Source organism: Streptomyces sp. NBC_00273 (assembly GCF_036178145.1).
GTDB lineage: Bacteria > Actinomycetota > Actinomycetes > Streptomycetales > Streptomycetaceae > Streptomyces.
Genome location: NZ_CP108067.1, coordinates 5,162,613 through 5,181,136, shown reverse-complemented (window position 1 = coordinate 5,181,136; position 18,524 = coordinate 5,162,613). Strand labels below are relative to the sequence as shown.

Here is an 18,524-nt window from a genome sequence, read left to right as displayed (position 1 = left end):
CCGACCGGTCAGTCCTGGGAGCTCGCGCCCCAGGCGACCCGCTGTCCATCCGAGGGCGTCGCGTACTGCGGCGCCCTCGCCGCGTCCGACAGCACGAACACGTCCTCCGCGCCGTCCAGGACGCCACCGGAGGGGTCGTCCGAGCCGTCCCGGCGCACGACGTCCCGCTCGGGCATCAGGACGTCCCGGACGATGACCGCGCACAGGTACAGGGTGGTCAGCAGGTGGGCGGTGATCGCCAGCTGGTAGCCCTCCACCGGCAGGCCCTGGTGCTTGTCGGCGCTGGCCGTGTACGCGAGGTAGAACCAGATCCCGAGGAAGTACACGACCTCGCCGGCCTGCCAGATCAGGAAGTCCCGCCAGCGCGGCCGGGCCAGCGTGGCGAGCGGGATGAGCCACAGCACGTACTGCGGCGAGTAGACCTTGTTGCACAGGATGAAGGCGGCGACGACGAGGAAGGCCAGCTGTGCGAAGCGGGGCCGGCGCGGGGCGGTCAGGGTGAGCAGTCCGACGGCACCGCACAGCAGGAGCGTCAGCCCGGTCGCGTAGGTGTTGGCGCCCTCCAGCGAGTTGCCCGTGCGCTGGGAGATCAGCAGCCACACCGAGCCGTAGTCGATGGGCCGTTCCTGGCTGAAGGTGTAGAACTTCGTCCAGCCGTCCCACGCGAAGAGCATGACCGGCAGGTTGACCGCCAGCCAGGCTCCGGCCGCGCCGAGCACGGCGGCGCCGAAGGCACGCCACTTCCCGGCCCGCCAGCAGAGCACGAACAGCGCCCCGAGCAGCAGTACGGGGTAGAGCTTGGCCGCGGTGGCCAGGCCGATGAGGACGCCACAGAGAACCGTCCGGCCGCGGGACCACATCAGCATCCCGGCGGCGGTCAGGGCGATGGCCAGCAGGTCCCAGTTGATCGTCGCCGTCAGGGCGAAGGCCGGCGCCAGGGCGAAGAGCAGGCCGTCCCAGGGGCGGCGGCGGTGGGTGCGTGCGACGCACACGGCGATGACGGCCGCGCAGGCCATCAGCATGCCCGCGTTGACCATCCAGTACATCTGTTCGCGGTGCTGCATGGAGCCGCTGCCGGGGGTCAGCCAGGAGGCGATCTCCATGAAGAGCCCGGTGAGCACCGGATACTCCAGGTACTCCATGTCGCCGGGCAGCCGGTCGAAGTAGGGCGTCAGGTTGTCGGCGAAGCCCCGTACCGCGTACAGGTGCGGGATGTCGGAGTAGCAGGCGTGGGTGTACTGCGAGCCCGCCCCCCGGAACCACGCCCAGTCGTAGCAGGGCAGCTTCTGGACCATGCCGAGCGCGAACATGCCGATGGCGATGAGCGCCACGACCCGGACCGGCCCCAGCCAGTGCCCGCCGAGCCGGGCATAGCGGCCGAGCGGGCCGCCGATGAGCTCACTGCCGGCTGCGGCGACCTCGTCCTGCTGCGTCGGCAGTACGGGGCTGTCCTCGTGCACCTTGGTCATGGGCTCATCCTGCCGTACCGGACCGGACATGGGGGAAGGCCGTCGCACGGGGGGTGCGACGGCCTTCCTCGGCTCACGGAGCGGCGGTTCGGGTCACTCGGGGACGGAGTCGTTCACCCCGCCGGTGATGCCGCCCGGGCGGCCCGGTCTGCCGGTCTGCGTCGGGGACGGTGATCCGGTGGATCCGCCGATCACCCCGGTGCTGGTACCGGACGTGTTGCCGGAGTTGGCGCCGGTGCTGGTGCCGGTGTTGGCGCCGCCGTTGTTGTTCCCGCGCGTGGTGTCCGGGTCGCAGTACAGCTTCCACGGCGGGCAGGTCGGCCGGCCGCCCTTGGACGGGGAGGGAGACGCCGGCGGGGAGCTCGGCGGCTGCGTCGACGGGGAAGGGGACGCCGGGACGACGGCCGAGGGGGTGGGGGAGGGGGCGCCGGCGGAGTCGGCGGTCACGCCGATGTCCTCGGCCTCCGGGAACTGCTTGACCGGGAGACCCTTGAGCGCTTCGCCCATGTACTCGGTCCAGATCTCGGCCGGGATATCACCACCGTGGAGGGAGGGGATGTCACCCACGCCCTTCATGGAGATCAGCTTCTTGTCCGGCGAGTTCGGGTCGGTGCGGAAGAGGACCACCGAGGTGGACAGCTCCGGGGTGTAGCCGACGAACCACGCCGACTTGTTCTCGTCCGTGGTACCGGTCTTGCCTGCAGCGGGCCGGCCCAGCTTCTGGACCTTCTTGCCGGTGCCGTTCTCGACGACGTTCTCCAGCACCTTGGTGATGTTGTCGGCCACGTCGCTGTCCATGGCCCGCTGGGCCTTGGGGGCCTCGAAGCCCGTCAGCTTCTCGCCGTCCTTCTCGACCTCGGTCACGGAGAACGGCTCGCGGTGCGTGCCGGAGGCGGCGAAGGTCGCGTACGAGTCGGCCATGCGGATGGCGCTCGGGGTGGAGGTACCGAGGGCGAAGGAGGCGTCGTTGTTCGGGTTGACCGACTCCTCCAGGATGCCCGTGGCCTTGGCCACAGCCCTGACCTTGTCGTGGCCGACATCGAAGACGAGCTGGGCGAACGGGACGTTGATGGACTTCTCCATCGCCTCGTTGAGGGTCACGTACCCGAAGGAGGTGGGGCTCTCGTTCTTCTGCTTGAACGGCGCGCCCGACGCGTCGCGCAGGGGCTTGCCCTCACGGTTGTTGATCACGGTGAGGTCGTTGGCCATGTACTTGCTGTCGGCCGAGATGCCCTTGCCCTTGGAGTTCTGGGTGCCGTACTCCATCGCCGCCGCCAGCACGTACGGCTTCCAGGTCGAGCCGACCGGCACACCGCTGGAGTTGGCGTTGTTGCTGAAGTACTTGTGGTCCCAGCCCGGGCCGCCGTATAGGGCGACGAGTGCCCCGGTCTTCACGTCCACCGAGGCCGAGCCGAACTGTACGAAGGTGTCCGTCTCGGGGCGGCCCTTCTCGTCGATGAACCCGTTACGGGTGTCCTCGACCGCCTTGACCAGGGCGTCCACCCTCGGCTTCTGGAAGGTGGTCTTGATCCGGTAGCCGCCCATGGCCATCTGCTCGGGGGTGATGCCCTTGGTCTTCATCACGTAGGCCTTGGCCGTGTCGACCAGGTAGCCGATCTGGCCGGTCATGCCGCGGGCCTGCTCCGACTCGACCCGCGGGGGGAAGTCCGCGTCCGTGAACTTCGCCCGCTCGGCCTTGTCCATCCGGCCGACCTCGACCTCACGGTCCAGCACCCAGCTCCAGCGCTCCCGGGCCCGCTTCTCGTTGAGGGCGGGGGTGGCCGCGGCGCCGATGCCGCCGTCCGGGTTGTAGAGGTTGGGACCCTTCAGCACGGCGGCCAGGAAGGCGCACTCGGAGGGGTTCAGGTCCTGGCTGTCCTTGCCGAAGTAGGCGCGGGCCGCGGCCTGGATCCCGTAGGCGTCCCGCCCGTAGTAGGCGGTGTTCAGGTAGCCGGCGAGGACCTTGTCCTTCTCCTCGGTGACACCCAGCCTTATCGCGATGAAGAGCTCGGTGGCCTTCCGCTTGAGCGTCTGGTCGGAGTCCAGGTAGGTGTTCTTCACGTACTGCTGGGTGATGGTCGAGCCGCCCTGGGTGGAGCCGCCCGTGGCCATGTTCCACACGGCGCGGCCGACACCCATCGGGTCCACGCCCTTGTCCGTCTCGAACGACTCGTTCTCCGCCGAGATCACGGCGTCCCTCATCGACCGGGGGATGCTGGAGATGGGCACGATCTGCCGGTTCATCGAACCGCCGGTCGCCACCATCTGGCTGCCGTCGGCCCAGTAGAAGACGTTGTTCTGCGCCTCCGCCGCCTTGTTCGGGTCCGGCGTGCTCACCATGGCGATACCGATGCCGGTACCGGCCGTGATGACCGCGAAGAAGCCCAGCGCCGTGCCGGCGACGAACTTCCAGGACGGCACGAAGCGCTTCCAGCCGTCTCTGTCGGACCGCGGGTAGTTGATGAGCCGCTTGTCGCGCGTGGCGGCGCCGGCTCCTCTCCCGCGGCCGTTGCCTCTCTGGGCGGCCCGGCGGGCATCGGCACGGTTGCCCTGGGCGGGCTGCGGTGCGTACGGGCCGCTGTGTGACGCCGTGGAGACGTCACGGCCGGCCGCGCCTCTTCCAGGGCGCGGCTGGGCGGCGCGGCGGGCTGAGGCGCGCCCACCGCCTTCGGGCTGCGGCAGTTTGCGACGGTGCTCGCTCATCGAACGACTACTCCTCGGGCAGGCGAGTGGCCTGGAAGCGGCAGATTAGTTCCGGTACCCCCCGGTGTCATGGCGCACAGACTACGCACGCTCAAAACGCGCCCAGTGCCGAAGTTCACCCCAAATCAGGCAACCTGCCTGGTGCGAATTGGTGATGTGACACCGGTCACCATGTCTCCCCTTGTCGATCAGAGCGGCCCGTTCTATCGTCTGGATGTATCGAGTCGATACATCAGCTCGACATAAAGACTCAGGGGCGGAGGAGAGGCAGGCGGATGAGCAGACGCTCAGGCATCCTCGAGTTCGCCGTCCTCGGCCTGCTTCGCGAATCCCCCATGCACGGCTATGAGCTGCGCAAGCGGCTCAACACCTCACTGGGGGTGTTCAGAGCCTTCAGCTACGGGACGCTCTACCCCTGCCTCAAGACGCTGGTCGCCAACGGCTGGTTGATCGAAGAGCCGGGCAACGCCCCGGAGGACGCTCTCGCCGCTTCACTCGCAGGGCGCCGCGCCAAGATCGTCTACCGGTTGACGGCCGCGGGTAAGGAGCATTTCGAGGAATTGCTCTCCCACACGGGCCCCGACACCTGGGAGGACGAGTCCTTCGCCGCCCGCTTCGCCTTCTTCGGCCAGACCGAACGAGACGTCCGCATGCGGGTACTGGAGGGCCGCCGCAGCCGGCTGGAGGAGCGCCTGGAGAAGATGCGCGCCTCGATCGCCCGGACGCGGGAGCGCCTCGACGACTACACGCTCGAGCTGCAGCGGCACGGCATGGAATCCGTGGAGCGCGAAGTGCGCTGGCTGAACGAGCTCATCGAGAGTGAGCGGGCGGGACGGGATCGGAGACGAACCGGTCCGTCCGACGAAACTGAAAAATGAGGCCTGCACCTCGCAGGCCTCGTCCGAGAACAAACAGGGAGCAACCGGAATGGGTTCGGTTCGCGTAGCCATCGTCGGCGTAGGCAACTGCGCCGCCTCGCTGGTGCAGGGCGTCGAGTACTACAAGGACGCCGACCCGGCGGCCAAGGTCCCCGGTCTGATGCACGTCCAGTTCGGCGACTACCACGTGCGTGACATCGAGTTCGTCGCCGCGTTCGACGTCGACGCGAAGAAGGTCGGCCTCGACCTCTCGGACGCCATCGGCGCCAGCGAGAACAACACCATCAAGATCTGCGACGTCCCGAACGCCGGTGTGACCGTCCAGCGCGGCCACACCTACGACGGCCTGGGCAAGTACTACCGCATGACGATCGAGGAGTCCGCCGAGGCTCCGGTCGACGTGGTCCAGGTCCTCAAGGACCGCGAGGTCGACGTCCTGATCTGCTACCTGCCCGTCGGTTCCGAGGACGCGGCGAAGTTCTACGCCCAGTGCGCCATCGACGCCAAGGTCGCCTTCGTCAACGCCCTCCCGGTCTTCATCGCCGGCACCAAGGAGTGGGCGGACAAGTTCACCGAGGCCGGTGTCCCGATCGTCGGCGACGACATCAAGTCGCAGGTCGGCGCCACCATCACGCACCGCGTGATGGCGAAGCTGTTCGAGGACCGCGGTGTCCGTCTTGAGCGCACCATGCAGCTCAACGTCGGCGGCAACATGGACTTCAAGAACATGCTGGAGCGCGACCGCCTCGAGTCGAAGAAGATCTCGAAGACGCAGGCCGTCACCTCGCAGATCCCCGACCGTGAGATGGGCGAGAAGAACGTCCACATCGGCCCGTCCGACTACGTCGCGTGGCTCGACGACCGCAAGTGGGCCTACGTCCGCCTCGAGGGTCGCGCCTTCGGCGACGTCCCGCTGAACCTCGAGTACAAGCTCGAAGTGTGGGACTCCCCGAACTCGGCCGGTGTCATCATCGACGCCCTGCGCGCCGCGAAGATCGCCAAGGACCGCGGCATCGGCGGCCCGATCCTGTCGGCGTCCAGCTACTTCATGAAGTCCCCGCCGGTGCAGTACTTCGACGACGAGGCCCTGGCCAACGTCGAGAAGTTCATCAAGGGCGAGGTCGAGCGCTAACCGAACCCAAGGGTCGTCACGACACCTGGACTTCGGCAGTTCTTCCGCGGAGGGTCCCCGGGCAATGTGCCCGGGGACCCTCCGCGTATGTGACCCTTGCCCTCATGCCTGTCGTACGTGATCTGCGCGTACTCCTGCGCCTGAGGGATTTCCGCAACCTGCTCGCCGTTCGGCTGCTCTCCCAGGCCGCGGACGGCGTCTACCAGGTCGCACTCGCCACCTACGTCATCTTCTCCCCGGAGAAGCAGACCTCCCCGGCGGCCATCGCCTCCGCCATGGCGGTACTACTGCTGCCCTATTCGGCGATCGGCCCGTTCGCCGGGGTCCTGCTCGACCGCTGGCGCCGCCGCCAGGTCTTCCTCTACGGCAATCTCCTGCGGGCCTTCCTCGCCTGCGTCACCGGGATGCTGATCGTCGCGCAGGTGCCCGACTGGCTGTTCTACGCCTCCGCCCTGTCCGTGACCGCCGTCAACCGCTTCGTGCTGTCCGGACTCGCCGCCTCGCTGCCCCACGTCGTCGGACCCGATCAGCTGGTCACCGCGAACGCGCTCTCCCCCACCGCCGGAACCCTCGCAGCGGTGGCGGGCGGAGGGCTGGCCTTCCTCGTCCGGCTGCTGGCCTCCGACTCCAACGCCCTCGTCGTGCTCCTGGGCGCCGGGCTCTACCTGTGCGCGGCCCTAGTCTCCCTGCAACTGGCCATCGGCCTCCTCGGGCCGGACCACCCCGCCGGCCGGGCCCATCCCTCGGTCGTCGAGGGGGTCGCCCTCACGGTGCGCGGGATGGCCGAGGGCCTGCGCCACCTCGCCTCCCGGCGCGAGGCGGCCCGGGCGCTCGCCGCAATGACCATGATGCGGTTCTGCTACGGGGCCCTGTTCGTGATGCTGCTGATGCTCTGCCGCTACTCCTGGTCGAACAACGAATCCGACGGACTGGCGCTGCTGGGCATCGCGGTCGGCGCCTCCGGGGCCGGGTTCTTCGCCGCCGCCGTGGTGACCCCCTGGCTGGTGGGCCAGCTGGGCCCGCTCGGCTGGATCACCGCGTGCTCCGCGGGCGCCGCCGTCCTGGTACCGGCCCTCGGCCTGTTCTTCGCCCCGGGACCGATGCTGGCCACCGCTTTCGTACTCGGCCTCGCCACCCAAGGCGCCAAGATCGCCACCGACACCGAAGTGCAGTCCCTGGTGGACGACGACTACCGCGGCCGCGTCTTCTCCGTCTACGACGTGCTGTTCAACGTCGCGTTCGTCGGCGCCGCGGCGGTGGCCTCCCTGATGCTCCCCACCGACGGGCGGTCCGTGGCCTTGATCCTCATCGTGTCCGCGCTCTACGCCGCGACCGCCGTGCTCCTGGCCCGGGGGGAGCGACGTTTCACGTGAAACATCAGCTCTGAAGAACGACGGGGGCGATGTTTCACGTGAAACATCGCCCCCGTCGTTCGTACGTCAGGCCTGTGCGGCCCACCACTCCTTCAGCGCGACGACAGCGGCGTCACGGCCCATCGGGCCGTTCTCCAGCCGCAGCTCCAGCAGGAAGGCGTAGGCCTTGCCGATCACCGGACCGGGGCGCACGTCGAGCACCTGCATGATCTCGTTGCCGTCCAGGTCGGGCCGGATCGCGTCCAGCTCCTCCTGCTCCTGGAGCTGCGCGATGCGCTGCTCCAGCCCGTCGTAGGTCCGGGAGAGGGCATTGGCCTTGCGCTTGTTGCGCGTGGTGCAGTCGGACCGGGTCAGCTTGTGCAGACGCTCCAGCAGGGGACCGGCGTCGCGGACGTAGCGCCTGACCGCGGAGTCGGTCCACTCCCCGTCGCCGTAGCCGTGGAAGCGCAGGTGCAGCTCCACCAGCCGGGACACGTCCTTGATCATGTCGTTGGAGTACTTCAGGGCGGTGAGCCGCTTCTTGGTCATCTTCGCGCCCACCACCTCGTGGTGGTGGAAGGAGACCCGGCCGTCGCTCTCGAACCGGCGGGTGCGGGGCTTGCCGATGTCGTGCAGCAGGGCCGCGAGCCGCAGGACGAGGTCCGGGCCGTCCTCCTCCAGCGCGATCGCCTGCTCCAGCACGATCAGCGAGTGGTCGTAGACGTCCTTGTGCCGGTGGTGCTCATCACTCTCCAGCCTCAGCGCGGGCAGCTCGGGAAGCACCCGGTCGGCCAGCCCCGTGTCCACCAGCAGTCCCAGACCCTTGCGCGGGTGGGCGGACAGGATCAGCTTGTTCAGCTCGCCCTGGACCCGCTCCGCGGAAACGATCTCGATCCGCTCGGACATCGCCTTCATGGCCGCGACGACCTCCGGGGCGACCTCGAAGTCCAGCTGGGCGGCGAACCGCGCCGCCCGCAGCATCCGCAGCGGGTCGTCGGAGAAGGACTCCTCCGGGGTTCCGGGCGTGCGCAGCACACCGGCGGCCAGGTCCTCCAGACCGCCGTGCGGGTCGATGAACTCCTGCTCGGGCAGGGCCAGGGCCATGGCGTTGACCGTGAAGTCACGCCGGACCAGGTCCTCGTCGATCGAGTCGCCGTAGGAGACCTCGGGCTTGCGCGACGTACGGTCGTAGGCCTCCGAGCGGTACGTCGTCACCTCGATCTGGAAATTCCGTACGGCGTCCCCGACGCGAGCGCTCTTCTGAGCCCCGACGGTGCCGAAGGCGATGCCGACGTCCCACACCGAGTCCGCCCACGGCCGGACGATCTTCAGAACGTCCTCGGGGCGGGCATCGGTGGTGAAGTCGAGATCGTTGCCGAGACGCCCCAGCAGCGCGTCGCGGACGGACCCACCGACCAGGGCGAGGCGGAAGCCCGCCTCCTGGAAACGGCGGCCGAGCTCGTCGGCGACAGGAGCGACCCGCAGCAGTTCACTGACCGCGCGGCGCTGCACCTGACTCAGGGCACTGGGGTTGTCTTCGTTGGCGTTCGGCACAACAGAAAAGGGTACGTGCCCGGCCCCCCAGGAGCCGCCCCGTTTTGCGGCCACCCCGGTACGCGGCCCCCGGGGTCCTGAGCCGATCATGTGGAGCAAGGCGCGGCACTCGCACACAGCGGGCCTCGTTACCATGCGTGGACGCACAAAAGACGACCACTGACACTTCGAGGGACGGGCTAGCGCGTGGCCGAGGCGGCTGACAACCAGGGGGCGTCCCCCGCTCCTGCCCAGCGCCGGTGGCTGCGGCGGGCGATCGTCCTGCTCGCCGGGACGCCCGTACTGGCCGCGCTGATCTACTCTCCCGCCCCCCGGGCCGAGGCCGCGCAGGCCTCGGCCGTGGACGTCCAGCTGACCTCCATGGCCCCCTCGGCACCGGTCAAGAACGACACCCTCACCATCCGGGGCACCGTGCTCAACACCGGTGCCGAGACGATCACCGACGCACATGTCGGTCTACGGGTCGGGCCCGCGCTCGCGGACCGCTCGTCCATCGACGAGGCGGCGGAGCGCACCGGCTTCCGGGCCGGCACCGATCCGGGCGAGATCGACCCGGCCTTCGCGGTGAAGATCGCTTCCCTGCCGTCGAAGATCAGCCAGGAGTTCACGCTCACCGTCCCGGTGAACAAGCTGGAGCTGGACAAGGACGGTGTCTACCAGCTCGGCGTCTCCCTGTCCGGGGTGACCGACAGCAGGCCGTCCGAGCAGGTGATGGGCATCAAGCGGACCTTCCTGCCCTGGCAGCCGGAGGCCGCCGCCAAGCGCTCCCAGCTCACCTACGCCTGGCCGCTGATCTCCACCACGCGCGTGACGGCGGAGACCGGCTCCGACGAGCTCCAGACCCCCGTCTTCCTCGACGACTCCCTCGCCGACGAGCTCAGGCCGGGCGGGCGCCTGGAACAGATGGTCACCCTCGGCAAGGACCTGCCGATCACCTGGGTCATCGACCCCGACCTGCTCTACACGGTCGACGCGATGACCAAGGGCTACCGGGTCCGCAGCCCTGGCGGCAAGCCCGTCCAGGGCAAGAGCAAGGCCGTCGCCGAGCAGTGGCTGAGCTCCCTGGAAGCGGCCGTCCAGGGCAAGAAGGTCGTCGCCCTGCCGTTCGCCGACCCCGACCTCGCCTCCCTCGCCCACCACGGCAAGGACGTCTCGGGCACCCTGGGCCAGCTGCGCCCCGCCACGGACAAGGCGAAGCAGGCCGTCGAGACGGTCCTGCACGTTCCCGCGTCCACGGACTTCTCCTGGCCCGTGAACGGCGCCATCGATCCCTCGATCGTCAATGTCGCCACGTCCGCCGGCGCCCACAACGTCCTCACCCGCAGCGACAGCCTCGTGGAGAGCGGCGCCCTCGGCTACACGCCCTCGGCCGCCCGGCCCATCGGCGCCGGCACCACCGCCGTCGTGGCCGACGCCGACCTGTCCACCGCCTTCGAGGGCGACATGCTGGACGCCGGGACCTCCACGCTCGCCGTGCAGCGTTTCCTCGCCCACACCCTCGCCCTGAACCTGCAGAAGACCGACGAGCCGCGCAGCTTCGTCGTCGCCCCGCAGCGGATGCCCAGCGTCAGCCAGGTCCAGTCGATGGCCGAAGCCGTACGCGGCCTCCAGGCGGGCCGCTGGACCCAGCCCGCGGACCTCGAGGCCGCGGCCGCCGCCAAGCCCGACCCCGGAGCCACCACCCAGGTGCCGGGCGCCGGCCAGTACCCCGAGTCCCTGCGCAAGCAGGAGCTACCGGTGTCGGCCTTCGAGAAGATCCGCACCACGCAGAGCACCCTCGACCGCTTCAAGGTGATCCTCGCCGCGCCCGACCGCGTGGAGATCCCCTTCGGCAACACCACCAACCGCGAGATGTCCACCTCCTGGCGCGGCCGTCCCGAAGAGGCCGGCCTCTACCGGGACCAGGTGCAGGACTACCTGATCGGCCTCACCGAGAAGGTCAAGGTCATCCCCAAGTCCGACGCCACCTTGTCCGGACACAGCGCCACCATCCCGGTCAGCGTCCAGAACAGCCTGGTCCAGGATGTTCACGACCTCGTGCTGCGGGTGAAGTCCGCCAACCCGACCCGCCTGATGTTCGGCAAGAGCGGGCAGGCCGAGCAGCAGGTCACCGTCCAGGGCGACCACACCCAGACGGTCAAGTTCACCGCCAACGCCACCGCGAGCGGCCCCGTCGAGGTCACGGCTCAGCTGTTCACCAAGGACGGCGTCCCCTACGGCAAGGAACGCAAGTTCACCGTCGAGGCCACCGAGATCACGCCCACCGTGATGCTCGTCATCGCCGGCGGTGTGCTCCTCCTGGTCCTGGCAGGCATCAAGATGTACGCCAGTCGCAAGCGCGTCGCAGCACGCGCGGCCGCCGAGGAGAGCACGCAGCCGAGTGACGAGTCCCCTGACACCGGAGCGCAAAGCACCGAGGGGTCCGGCGCGAGTGAGACAGTGGACCGTTGATTGACGCCGTGGCCGGTCGGCCTGGGGACGATGAGGTGGGGTTTCGATGAACGCGCCGTACGACGGTGACCGCGCGCAGGGCACTGGTGGGCCTGCGCCCTCCCAGGGCGCTGCCCCGGGCACCCCGGTGCCCGGGCAGGTTCCCGCGCCTGCGCCCGCGCTGGAACGTGACCCGTACGTCCAAGACGCCTACGGCCACGACCCGTACCGGTCCCACGACCTGTCGGCCCAGGATCCGGTCGCCGAGGTGCTCTACGACCGCGCCTCGCACCCGCCGCCGCCGCCCGGGACCTACCAGGAGCCCGGCCCGCTCTACGCCGCGCCGACCGCACCCTCGTACTCCCCCGACCCGCGCGTCTGGGCCCAGACCCCGCCGCCCGAGCCGGACGGCCCCTCGCGCCACCTGCCGTACGGCGACCACGCCACCACCACCCAGTTCGTCGGCGTGGACTCCCTCGTCACCAATGCCTCGGACGCGCAGCCCGAACCGGATGCCTTCGCGCACTTGTACCGGGACCAGGAGGCGGCGCCCCGCACCCCCGTCGAGGAGGCGCCCGTCGCCGCACCGGCGCCGAGCAAGCCCGCCGGACGGGCAGCGACCCTGCTCAAGTCCAGCGCGCTGATGGCCGCGGGCACGATCGTCTCCCGCCTCACCGGCTTCCTGAAGACCCTGGCGATCGCGGGTGCCATCGGCGTCGGCACGTTCAACGACACGTACCAGATCGCCAACACCCTGCCCACGATGATCTACGTGCTGGTCGGCGGTGGCGCCCTGAACGCCGTCTTCATCCCGCAGCTGGTCCGGGCCATGAAGAACGACGACGACGGCGGACAGGCGTACGCCAACCGGCTGCTGACCCTCGTCGTGGTGCTGCTGGCCGCCGTCACCACCATCTGCGTCCTGGCCGCACCGGTGTTCATCACGATGATGTCGCCGAAGATCGCCTCCGACCCGCAGCAGATGGACGTCGCGGTCGCCTTCGCCCGCTACTGCCTGCCCACCATGTTCTTCATGGGCGTGCACGTGGTCCTGGGTCAGATCCTCAACGCCCGCGGCCGCTTCGGCGCGATGATGTGGACCCCGGTCCTCAACAACATCGTGGTCATCGCCACCTTCGGCGCCTTCATCTGGGCCTTCGGCGGCTTCACCACCTCCGGCGTCAACGCCGCCACCGTCACCCCCGAGGGCGTGCGCCTGCTGGGCCTGGGCACCCTGCTCGGCCTGACCGTCCAGGCCCTCGCGATGCTGCCGTACCTGCGCGACGCGGGCTTCAAGCCGCGCCTGCGCTTCGACTGGCGCGGCCACGGCCTCGGCAAGGCCGCCCGCCTGGCCAAGTGGACGTTCTTCTTCGTCCTCGCCAACCAGGTCGGCCTCGTGGTCGTCACCCAGCTCGCCACCTGGGCCGGATCCGTCGCCGAGGGGCAGGGCCACCCGGGCACCGGCATCACCGCCTACAACTACGCGCTGCTGCTGTGGCAGATGCCGCAGGCGATCATCACCGTCTCCGTCATGACGGCCGTCCTGCCCCGCATCTCCCGCTCCGCGCACGACGGCGACGCCGCCGCGGTCCGCGACGACATCTCCTACGGGCTGCGCACCTCGGCCGTCGCGATCGTGCCCTGCGCCTTCGCGTTCCTCGCCCTCGGTGTCCCGATGGCCACCCTGCTGTACGCCGGCTCGGGTTCGGGCGCGCAGAACATCGGCTACATCCTGATGGCGTTCGGCCTCGGCCTGATCCCGTACTCCGTCCAGTACGTGGTCCTGCGCGGCTTCTACGCCTACGAGGACACCCGGACGCCCTTCTACAACACCGTCATCGTCGCCGCCGTCAACGCGGCAGGCTCGGCGGTCTCCTTCTTCGTGCTCCCCGCCCGGTGGGCGGTGGTCGGCATGGCCGCCGCCTACGGGCTCGGCTACGCCGTCGGCGTCGGCGTCGCCTGGCGTCGCCTGCGCACCCGGCTCGGTGGCGACCTCGACGGGGCGCACGTCATGCGCACCTACGCCCGTCTCACCGGCGCCTGCATCCCGGCCGCCGCCGTGGCCGGCGCGGCCGCTTTCGGGGTCACCCAGTGGCTGGGCAGCGGAGTCACCGGCTCCGTCACCGCCCTCCTCACCGGCGGGATCGCCCTGGTCGCGGTGTTCCTCATCGCCGCCAAGCGGATGCGGATCGAAGAGCTCAACGCGATGGTCGGAATGGTCCGCGGACGTTTGGGGCGCTGATGCGCACAACCGTCGCCCCCTTTCGTGTGTCGTGCTTAGCGTCGGACTGTGGGCACAATTGGCATGGCTTCGCAGACTGGCTGACAGCGCGCAACGGATGGGGAGGCAGGAACGACGGTGGCGGAACGTAGCACGGCTGCCGTCGACGTGGCCGACAACAGCGGCGATGAGCCGCTGACCGCTCAGGCGGCACAGGCCACGTCCGACGGGGTGGACACCCAGAACGGACGAGCCGCGGACGGACCCATGCCCGACAAGGACGGCGAACGCACCAACGCGGCCCCTGCGGCCGCACCGGAACTGCACAGCGGACACAAGCTCGCCAGACGCTATCGGCTGGAAGAGTGCGTCACCCGTGTGGACGGATTCAGCAGTTGGCGCGCGATGGACGAGAAGCTGCGCCGTGCTGTAGGCGTGCACCTGATGCCCGCCGACCACGCGCGCGCTCGCTCCGTCCTGGCCGCCGCCCGGTCCTCCGCCCTGCTCGGCGACCCACGGTTCGTCCAGGTCCTGGACGCCGTGGAGGAGAACGACGTCGTCTACGTCGTCCACGAGTGGCTGCCCGACGCCACCGAACTCACCGCGCTCCTCGCCGCGGGCCCGCTGGAGGCCCACGAGGCCTACCAGCTCGTCAGCCAGGTCTCCCAGGCCATGGCAGCCGCGCACCGCGAGGGTCTCGCCCATCTGCGGCTGACGCCCAGCGCGATACTGCGCACCTCCACGGGCCAGTACCGCATCCGCGGCCTCGCCGTGAACGCCGCCCTGCGCGGCATCACCAGCGAGACCCCGCAGCGGGCCGACACCGAGGCCATCGGCGCGCTCCTGTACGCCGCCCTCACCCAGCGCTGGCCGTACGAGAGCGACGCGTACGGCCTCGCCGGCCTGCCCAAGGGCGTGGGCCTGATCGCCCCCGACCAGGTACGCGCCGGCGTCCACCGGGGCCTGGGCGAACTCGCCATGCGCGCGCTCGCCAACGACGGGGCCACCGCCTCGCGACAGGAACCCGCCTGCACCACCCCTGACGAGCTGGCCAAGGCCGTGGCCGCGATGCCCCGCATCCGGCCGCCGGAGCCCGCCTTCACGGCCCCGCCGGAGTACCAGCACACCACCTACCAGCAGGGCAACTACGGCCGTCCCACGCCGCCCGGCGTGAACACCGCCCAGATCCGGCCCGTCGTCCCGCCGCCGCCCCCGCTGCAGAGCCGTACCGGCCGGGCACTGAAGTGGGGTGTCGCCGCCCTGCTCATCGCCGCGCTCGGCCTGGGCAGCTGGCAGTTGGCCGACACCCTCCTGGGCCGCACCAGCCAGCAGGGCAACAGCGGCACCAGCAACAACACCAAGCCCGGCACCGACGACAACCCGAAGCAGCCGGAGCGGACCGAGCTGGCCATCAAGGGGGCGGCGGAGTACTACCCGGACGAGAAGCCCCAAGATCTCGACGGGGTCTCCAAGGCCTACGACAACGACTCGAACTCGTTCTGGCGGACCTACCGGTTCGACGACGGCCCTGACATGGGGGCCTTCAAAGAGGGGCTCGGCCTCGTCTTCGACCTGGGCGAAGAACAAGAGGTGAGTGCGGCCTCGATAGCGCTCAAGTACGAGGGAGACCACACCACCGCGACGCTCTACGCCGCGCCGAGCCTGTCGTCGTCGACTCCGATCAAGAGCATGAAGCAGATCGCCACGGGGACCACGAAGGAGAAGCAGCTGGAGCTCGCCACCGAGACTCCGGTCAAGACGCGCTACGTGGTGCTGTGGCTCACGGCCATGCCTAAGGGACCCGCTTCGGATTTCAGCGGGGCCGGCTTCAAGCAGGGCATCTCGAACGTCGTCTTCTCCCGGATCTCCTAGCGCTTCCCGCGCTGTGCGCGGCCCGGTTCGGGCAAGGGGTCTGCGGGAAGGGTCTTCCCGCAGACCTCCCGGGGTGTCCGGCCGTGCGGGTCCGCTCCGGGACGAACCCGGATCGACACGTGCTCGGCTTCCAACAGGAGGGGAATCATGAGGCCTGCGCCTGACGGCCCCGCCCCCGCCTCGGACCAGGAGCTCCTGGCCCGGCACGTCGCCGGGGATCCCGAGGCCTTCGGGGAGATCGTGCGGCGGCACCGGGACCGGCTGTGGGCCGTGGCGCTGCGGACCCTCGGGGACCGCGAGGAGGCCGCCGACGCCGTGCAGGACGCACTGGTGTCCGCCTACCGGGCCGCGCACACCTTCCGCGGGGAATCCGCCGTCACCACCTGGCTGCACCGCATCACCGTCAATGCCTGCCTCGACCGCGCCCGCAAGGCCGCCTCCCGCCGGACCGCGCCCCTCGACGACACGGACCGTCTGGAGCGCCTCCTGGAGCCCCATGAGTCCGCGGAGGCCCCTGCGGAGCGCCAGGACCTCCATCGCCAGCTCCTGGCCGCTCTGAGCACCCTCCCGGCAGATCAGCGGGCCGCGCTGGTCCTCGTCGACATGCAGGGGTACCCCGTCGCCGAGGCCGCCCGGATCCTCGACGTCCCCACCGGCACCGTGAAGAGCCGGTGCGCACGCGGCCGGGCGAAACTCGTGCCGCTCCTCACTCATCTGCGCACGAATGCCGGGGATAACACCGCCACCGAGCGGGGAAGGAACCGGACGCCGGGCCCACCCGTCCCACCAGCGGCAGAACCCAGGCATCCAGACCCAGACGCTGTGAAGGGCGGAGGTGGACGACCGTGACCCCGCCCACTGGCATGTCCGGCACGACCGGCACGATCCGGCACCCGGACGTCTCGGAGATCTCCGACCTGACCGAGGGTCTCCTCTCCCCGTCCCGTACCGCCGAAATCCGCCGCCATCTCGGCGACTGCGCCCTGTGCGCCGATGTCCGCACCTCCCTGGAGGAGATCCGCTCCCTCCTCGGCACCCTGCCGGGGCCGGCCCGGATGCCCGGCGACATCGCCGGTCGCATCGACGCGGCCCTCGCCGCGGAGGCCCTTCTCGACGCCACCCAACCGCAGGCCCAGGTCGTACCGGCCGACAGGCCCCGCACACCGGACCGCGATGTTTCACGTGGAACGCCCCCAGCTACCGCTGGAAGGTACCCCCGGCCCGCCGGTCACCCGACCGGCCCAACCGGCCCCGGGCGACGCCGCGCGCGCCGCCGGATTGCCGTCCTCGCCGGTCTGGCCGGAGCCGCCGCCTGCGCCCTGGGCATCTTCCTGTTCGGCGACTTCTCGGGCACGCCCCCCCATGGAATCGCCGCCAGTGGCGAGGCATCCGATTCCGCGGCGCGGCCGTCCGCCGCCACGGGCGAGGGCAGCTACACCGCTCAGGGACTCCAAGACAGCGTCAGGCAGCTCATCGCGGGCGGCCAGGGCGCCAAGAACGTTCCCCAGGAGCAGAACAACACCCTCGGGCTGGAGAACACCGCCCCCGCCCCCGGAGACAAGCGGGCAGCGCCTGCCGTCCCCCTCTGCGTCCAGCAAGCCACCGGTCGCCCTGACACCCCGCTCGCCGCCGAACGTGGCAGCTACCAGGGCACCCCCGTCTACCTCCTCGTCCTGCCGCACCCGGCCGACTCCGCCCGCGTCGACGCCTACCTCGTCGACACGGCGTGCGAGCGGACCGGTTCGGCAGACCCCGGAAAGGTCCTTCTGACGAGCACCTATCCGCGGTAGCCGAGGCGTTCGGGGCCGTGGTGGGGCCGGTGGGGAATGCATGCGCCGTAGGATCCGTTGGGTGGGGTGAGAGTCCGCACCGGCCCCCGGTAGGCAGTACGCAGTCCGCAGAGACGAGGAAGAAACCCGTGAGCGACGTCCGAAACGTGATCATCATCGGCTCCGGGCCGGCCGGTTACACCGCCGCCCTGTACACCGCACGCGCTTCGCTCAAGCCGCTGGTCTTCGAAGGTGCCGTCACCGCGGGTGGCGCCCTGATGAACACCACCGAGGTGGAGAACTTCCCGGGCTTCCAGGACGGCATCATGGGCCCCGACCTGATGGACAACATGCGTGCTCAGGCCGAGCGCTTCGGCGCCGAGCTGATCTCGGACGACGTCGTGGCCGTGGACCTCAGCGGTGAGATCAAGACCGTCACCGACACCGCCGGCACCGTGCACCGCGCCAAGGCCGTTATCGTCACCACCGGTTCCCAGCACCGCAAGCTCGGCCTGCCCAACGAGGACGCTCTCTCCGGCCGCGGTGTCTCCTGGTGCGCCACCTGCGACGGGTTCTTCTTCAAGGACCACGACATCGCCGTCGTCGGCGGCGGCGACACCGCGATCGAGGAGGCCACCTTCCTCTCGCGCTTCGCCAAGTCCGTCACGATCGTCCACCGCCGTGACAGCCTGCGCGCCTCGAAGGCCATGCAGGACCGCGCCTTCGCCGACCCGAAGATCAAGTTCGCCTGGGACAGCGAGGTCGCCGAGATCCACGGCGACCAGAAGCTCTCCGGCCTCACCCTGCGCAACACCAAGACCGGTGAGACCTCCGAGCTGCCCGTGACCGGCCTCTTCATCGCCGTCGGCCACGACCCGCGCACCGAGCTCTTCAAGGGCCAGCTCGACCTCGACGAGGAGGGCTACCTCAAGGTCGAGGCCCCCTCCACCCGGACCAGCGCCACCGGCGTGTTCGGCGCCGGTGACGTCGTGGACCACACCTACCGTCAGGCCATCACCGCCGCGGGCACCGGCTGCTCCGCCGCCCTCGACGCCGAGCGCTTCCTCGCCGCGCTCGCGGACGCCGAGAAGGTCCACGCAGCGGTCTGACCGGCCCGACCCCTACACCGCCCCACCCCACACCC

The 18,524-nt window shown here is 69.9% G+C and carries 12 protein-coding genes; 9 read left to right on the top strand and 3 right to left on the bottom strand.

What is annotated here, in order from left to right:
* Positions 1 to 8 precede the first annotated feature (8 nt).
* Both OG386_RS22715 and OG386_RS22710 read right to left on the bottom strand, forming a co-directional pair.
* Positions 9 to 1,469: a glycosyltransferase family 87 protein gene (locus OG386_RS22715; protein ID WP_328789663.1), complete on the bottom strand. Its 1,461-nt coding sequence runs from the start codon at positions 1,467 to 1,469 to the stop codon at positions 9 to 11.
* A 93-nt stretch (positions 1,470 to 1,562) separates the two neighbouring features.
* Positions 1,563 to 4,172, bottom strand: a complete 2,610-nt coding sequence (locus OG386_RS22710; protein WP_328789662.1) for a transglycosylase domain-containing protein — start codon at positions 4,170 to 4,172, stop codon at positions 1,563 to 1,565.
* 275 nt (positions 4,173 to 4,447) lie between these two features.
* Here OG386_RS22710 and OG386_RS22705 point away from each other — a divergent pair, with 275 nt between their 5' ends.
* From OG386_RS22705 to OG386_RS22695, 3 genes are all read left to right on the top strand, one after another.
* Positions 4,448 to 5,050 (top strand): PadR family transcriptional regulator, encoded by a 603-nt coding sequence (locus OG386_RS22705; RefSeq protein WP_030383938.1) that lies wholly within the window; start codon positions 4,448 to 4,450, stop codon positions 5,048 to 5,050.
* 49 nt (positions 5,051 to 5,099) lie between these two features.
* The gene (locus OG386_RS22700; protein ID WP_328789661.1) at positions 5,100 to 6,182 is read left to right on the top strand and encodes an inositol-3-phosphate synthase; all 1,083 of its coding nucleotides are present in this window, start codon (positions 5,100 to 5,102) and stop codon (positions 6,180 to 6,182) included.
* 104 nt (positions 6,183 to 6,286) lie between these two features.
* Positions 6,287 to 7,555 carry an MFS transporter gene (locus OG386_RS22695; protein WP_328789660.1) on the top strand — a complete coding sequence of 423 codons (1,269 nt, stop codon included), beginning with the start codon at positions 6,287 to 6,289 and terminating at the stop codon, positions 7,553 to 7,555.
* A 66-nt stretch (positions 7,556 to 7,621) separates the two neighbouring features.
* On the opposite strand, the gene OG386_RS22690 is transcribed toward OG386_RS22695, so the two are convergent.
* The gene (locus OG386_RS22690) at positions 7,622 to 9,088 is read right to left on the bottom strand and encodes a CCA tRNA nucleotidyltransferase (RefSeq protein ID WP_328789659.1); all 1,467 of its coding nucleotides are present in this window, start codon (positions 9,086 to 9,088) and stop codon (positions 7,622 to 7,624) included.
* A gap of 186 nt (positions 9,089 to 9,274) precedes the next feature.
* Between OG386_RS22690 and OG386_RS22685 the strand changes: the two genes are divergently transcribed.
* From OG386_RS22685 to trxB, 6 genes are all read left to right on the top strand, one after another.
* Positions 9,275 to 11,539 carry a DUF6049 family protein gene (locus OG386_RS22685; protein ID WP_328789658.1) on the top strand — a complete coding sequence of 755 codons (2,265 nt, stop codon included), beginning with the start codon at positions 9,275 to 9,277 and terminating at the stop codon, positions 11,537 to 11,539.
* Positions 11,540 to 11,585: 46 nt separating this feature from the next.
* A complete protein-coding gene (murJ, locus tag OG386_RS22680) occupies positions 11,586 to 13,760 on the top strand; it encodes a murein biosynthesis integral membrane protein MurJ (protein WP_327384351.1) in 2,175 nt (724 codons plus the stop codon).
* Positions 13,761 to 13,877: 117 nt separating this feature from the next.
* Positions 13,878 to 15,611, top strand: coding sequence for a protein kinase family protein (locus OG386_RS22675; RefSeq protein WP_328789657.1), 1,734 nt, complete (start codon positions 13,878 to 13,880; stop codon positions 15,609 to 15,611).
* A gap of 147 nt (positions 15,612 to 15,758) precedes the next feature.
* Positions 15,759 to 16,460: an RNA polymerase sigma factor SigM gene (sigM, locus tag OG386_RS22670; protein WP_030008400.1), complete on the top strand. Its 702-nt coding sequence runs from the start codon at positions 15,759 to 15,761 to the stop codon at positions 16,458 to 16,460.
* Between the two features lie 14 nt (positions 16,461 to 16,474).
* Positions 16,475 to 17,401, top strand: a complete 927-nt coding sequence (locus OG386_RS22665) for an anti-sigma factor family protein (RefSeq protein WP_443053317.1) — start codon at positions 16,475 to 16,477, stop codon at positions 17,399 to 17,401.
* A gap of 128 nt (positions 17,402 to 17,529) precedes the next feature.
* Positions 17,530 to 18,489, top strand: coding sequence for a thioredoxin-disulfide reductase (gene trxB / locus OG386_RS22660; protein ID WP_033214950.1), 960 nt, complete (start codon positions 17,530 to 17,532; stop codon positions 18,487 to 18,489).
* Positions 18,490 to 18,524 lie beyond the last annotated feature (35 nt).

Excerpts from the sequence above, each read along its gene's own strand:
- OG386_RS22715 (WP_328789663.1), bottom strand. The coding sequence starts at position 1,469 with ATGACCAAGGTGCACGAGGACAGCCCCGTACTGCCGACGCAGCAGGAC.
- OG386_RS22710 (WP_328789662.1), bottom strand. The coding sequence starts at position 4,172 with ATGAGCGAGCACCGTCGCAAACTGCCGCAGCCCGAAGGCGGTGGGCGC.
- OG386_RS22705 (WP_030383938.1), top strand. The coding sequence starts at position 4,448 with ATGAGCAGACGCTCAGGCATCCTCGAGTTCGCCGTCCTCGGCCTGCTT.
- OG386_RS22700 (WP_328789661.1), top strand. The coding sequence starts at position 5,100 with ATGGGTTCGGTTCGCGTAGCCATCGTCGGCGTAGGCAACTGCGCCGCC.
- OG386_RS22695 (WP_328789660.1), top strand. The coding sequence starts at position 6,287 with ATGCCTGTCGTACGTGATCTGCGCGTACTCCTGCGCCTGAGGGATTTC.
- murJ (WP_327384351.1), top strand. The coding sequence starts at position 11,586 with ATGAACGCGCCGTACGACGGTGACCGCGCGCAGGGCACTGGTGGGCCT.
- sigM (WP_030008400.1), top strand. The coding sequence starts at position 15,759 with ATGAGGCCTGCGCCTGACGGCCCCGCCCCCGCCTCGGACCAGGAGCTC.
- OG386_RS22665 (WP_443053317.1), top strand. The coding sequence starts at position 16,475 with ATGTCCGGCACGACCGGCACGATCCGGCACCCGGACGTCTCGGAGATC.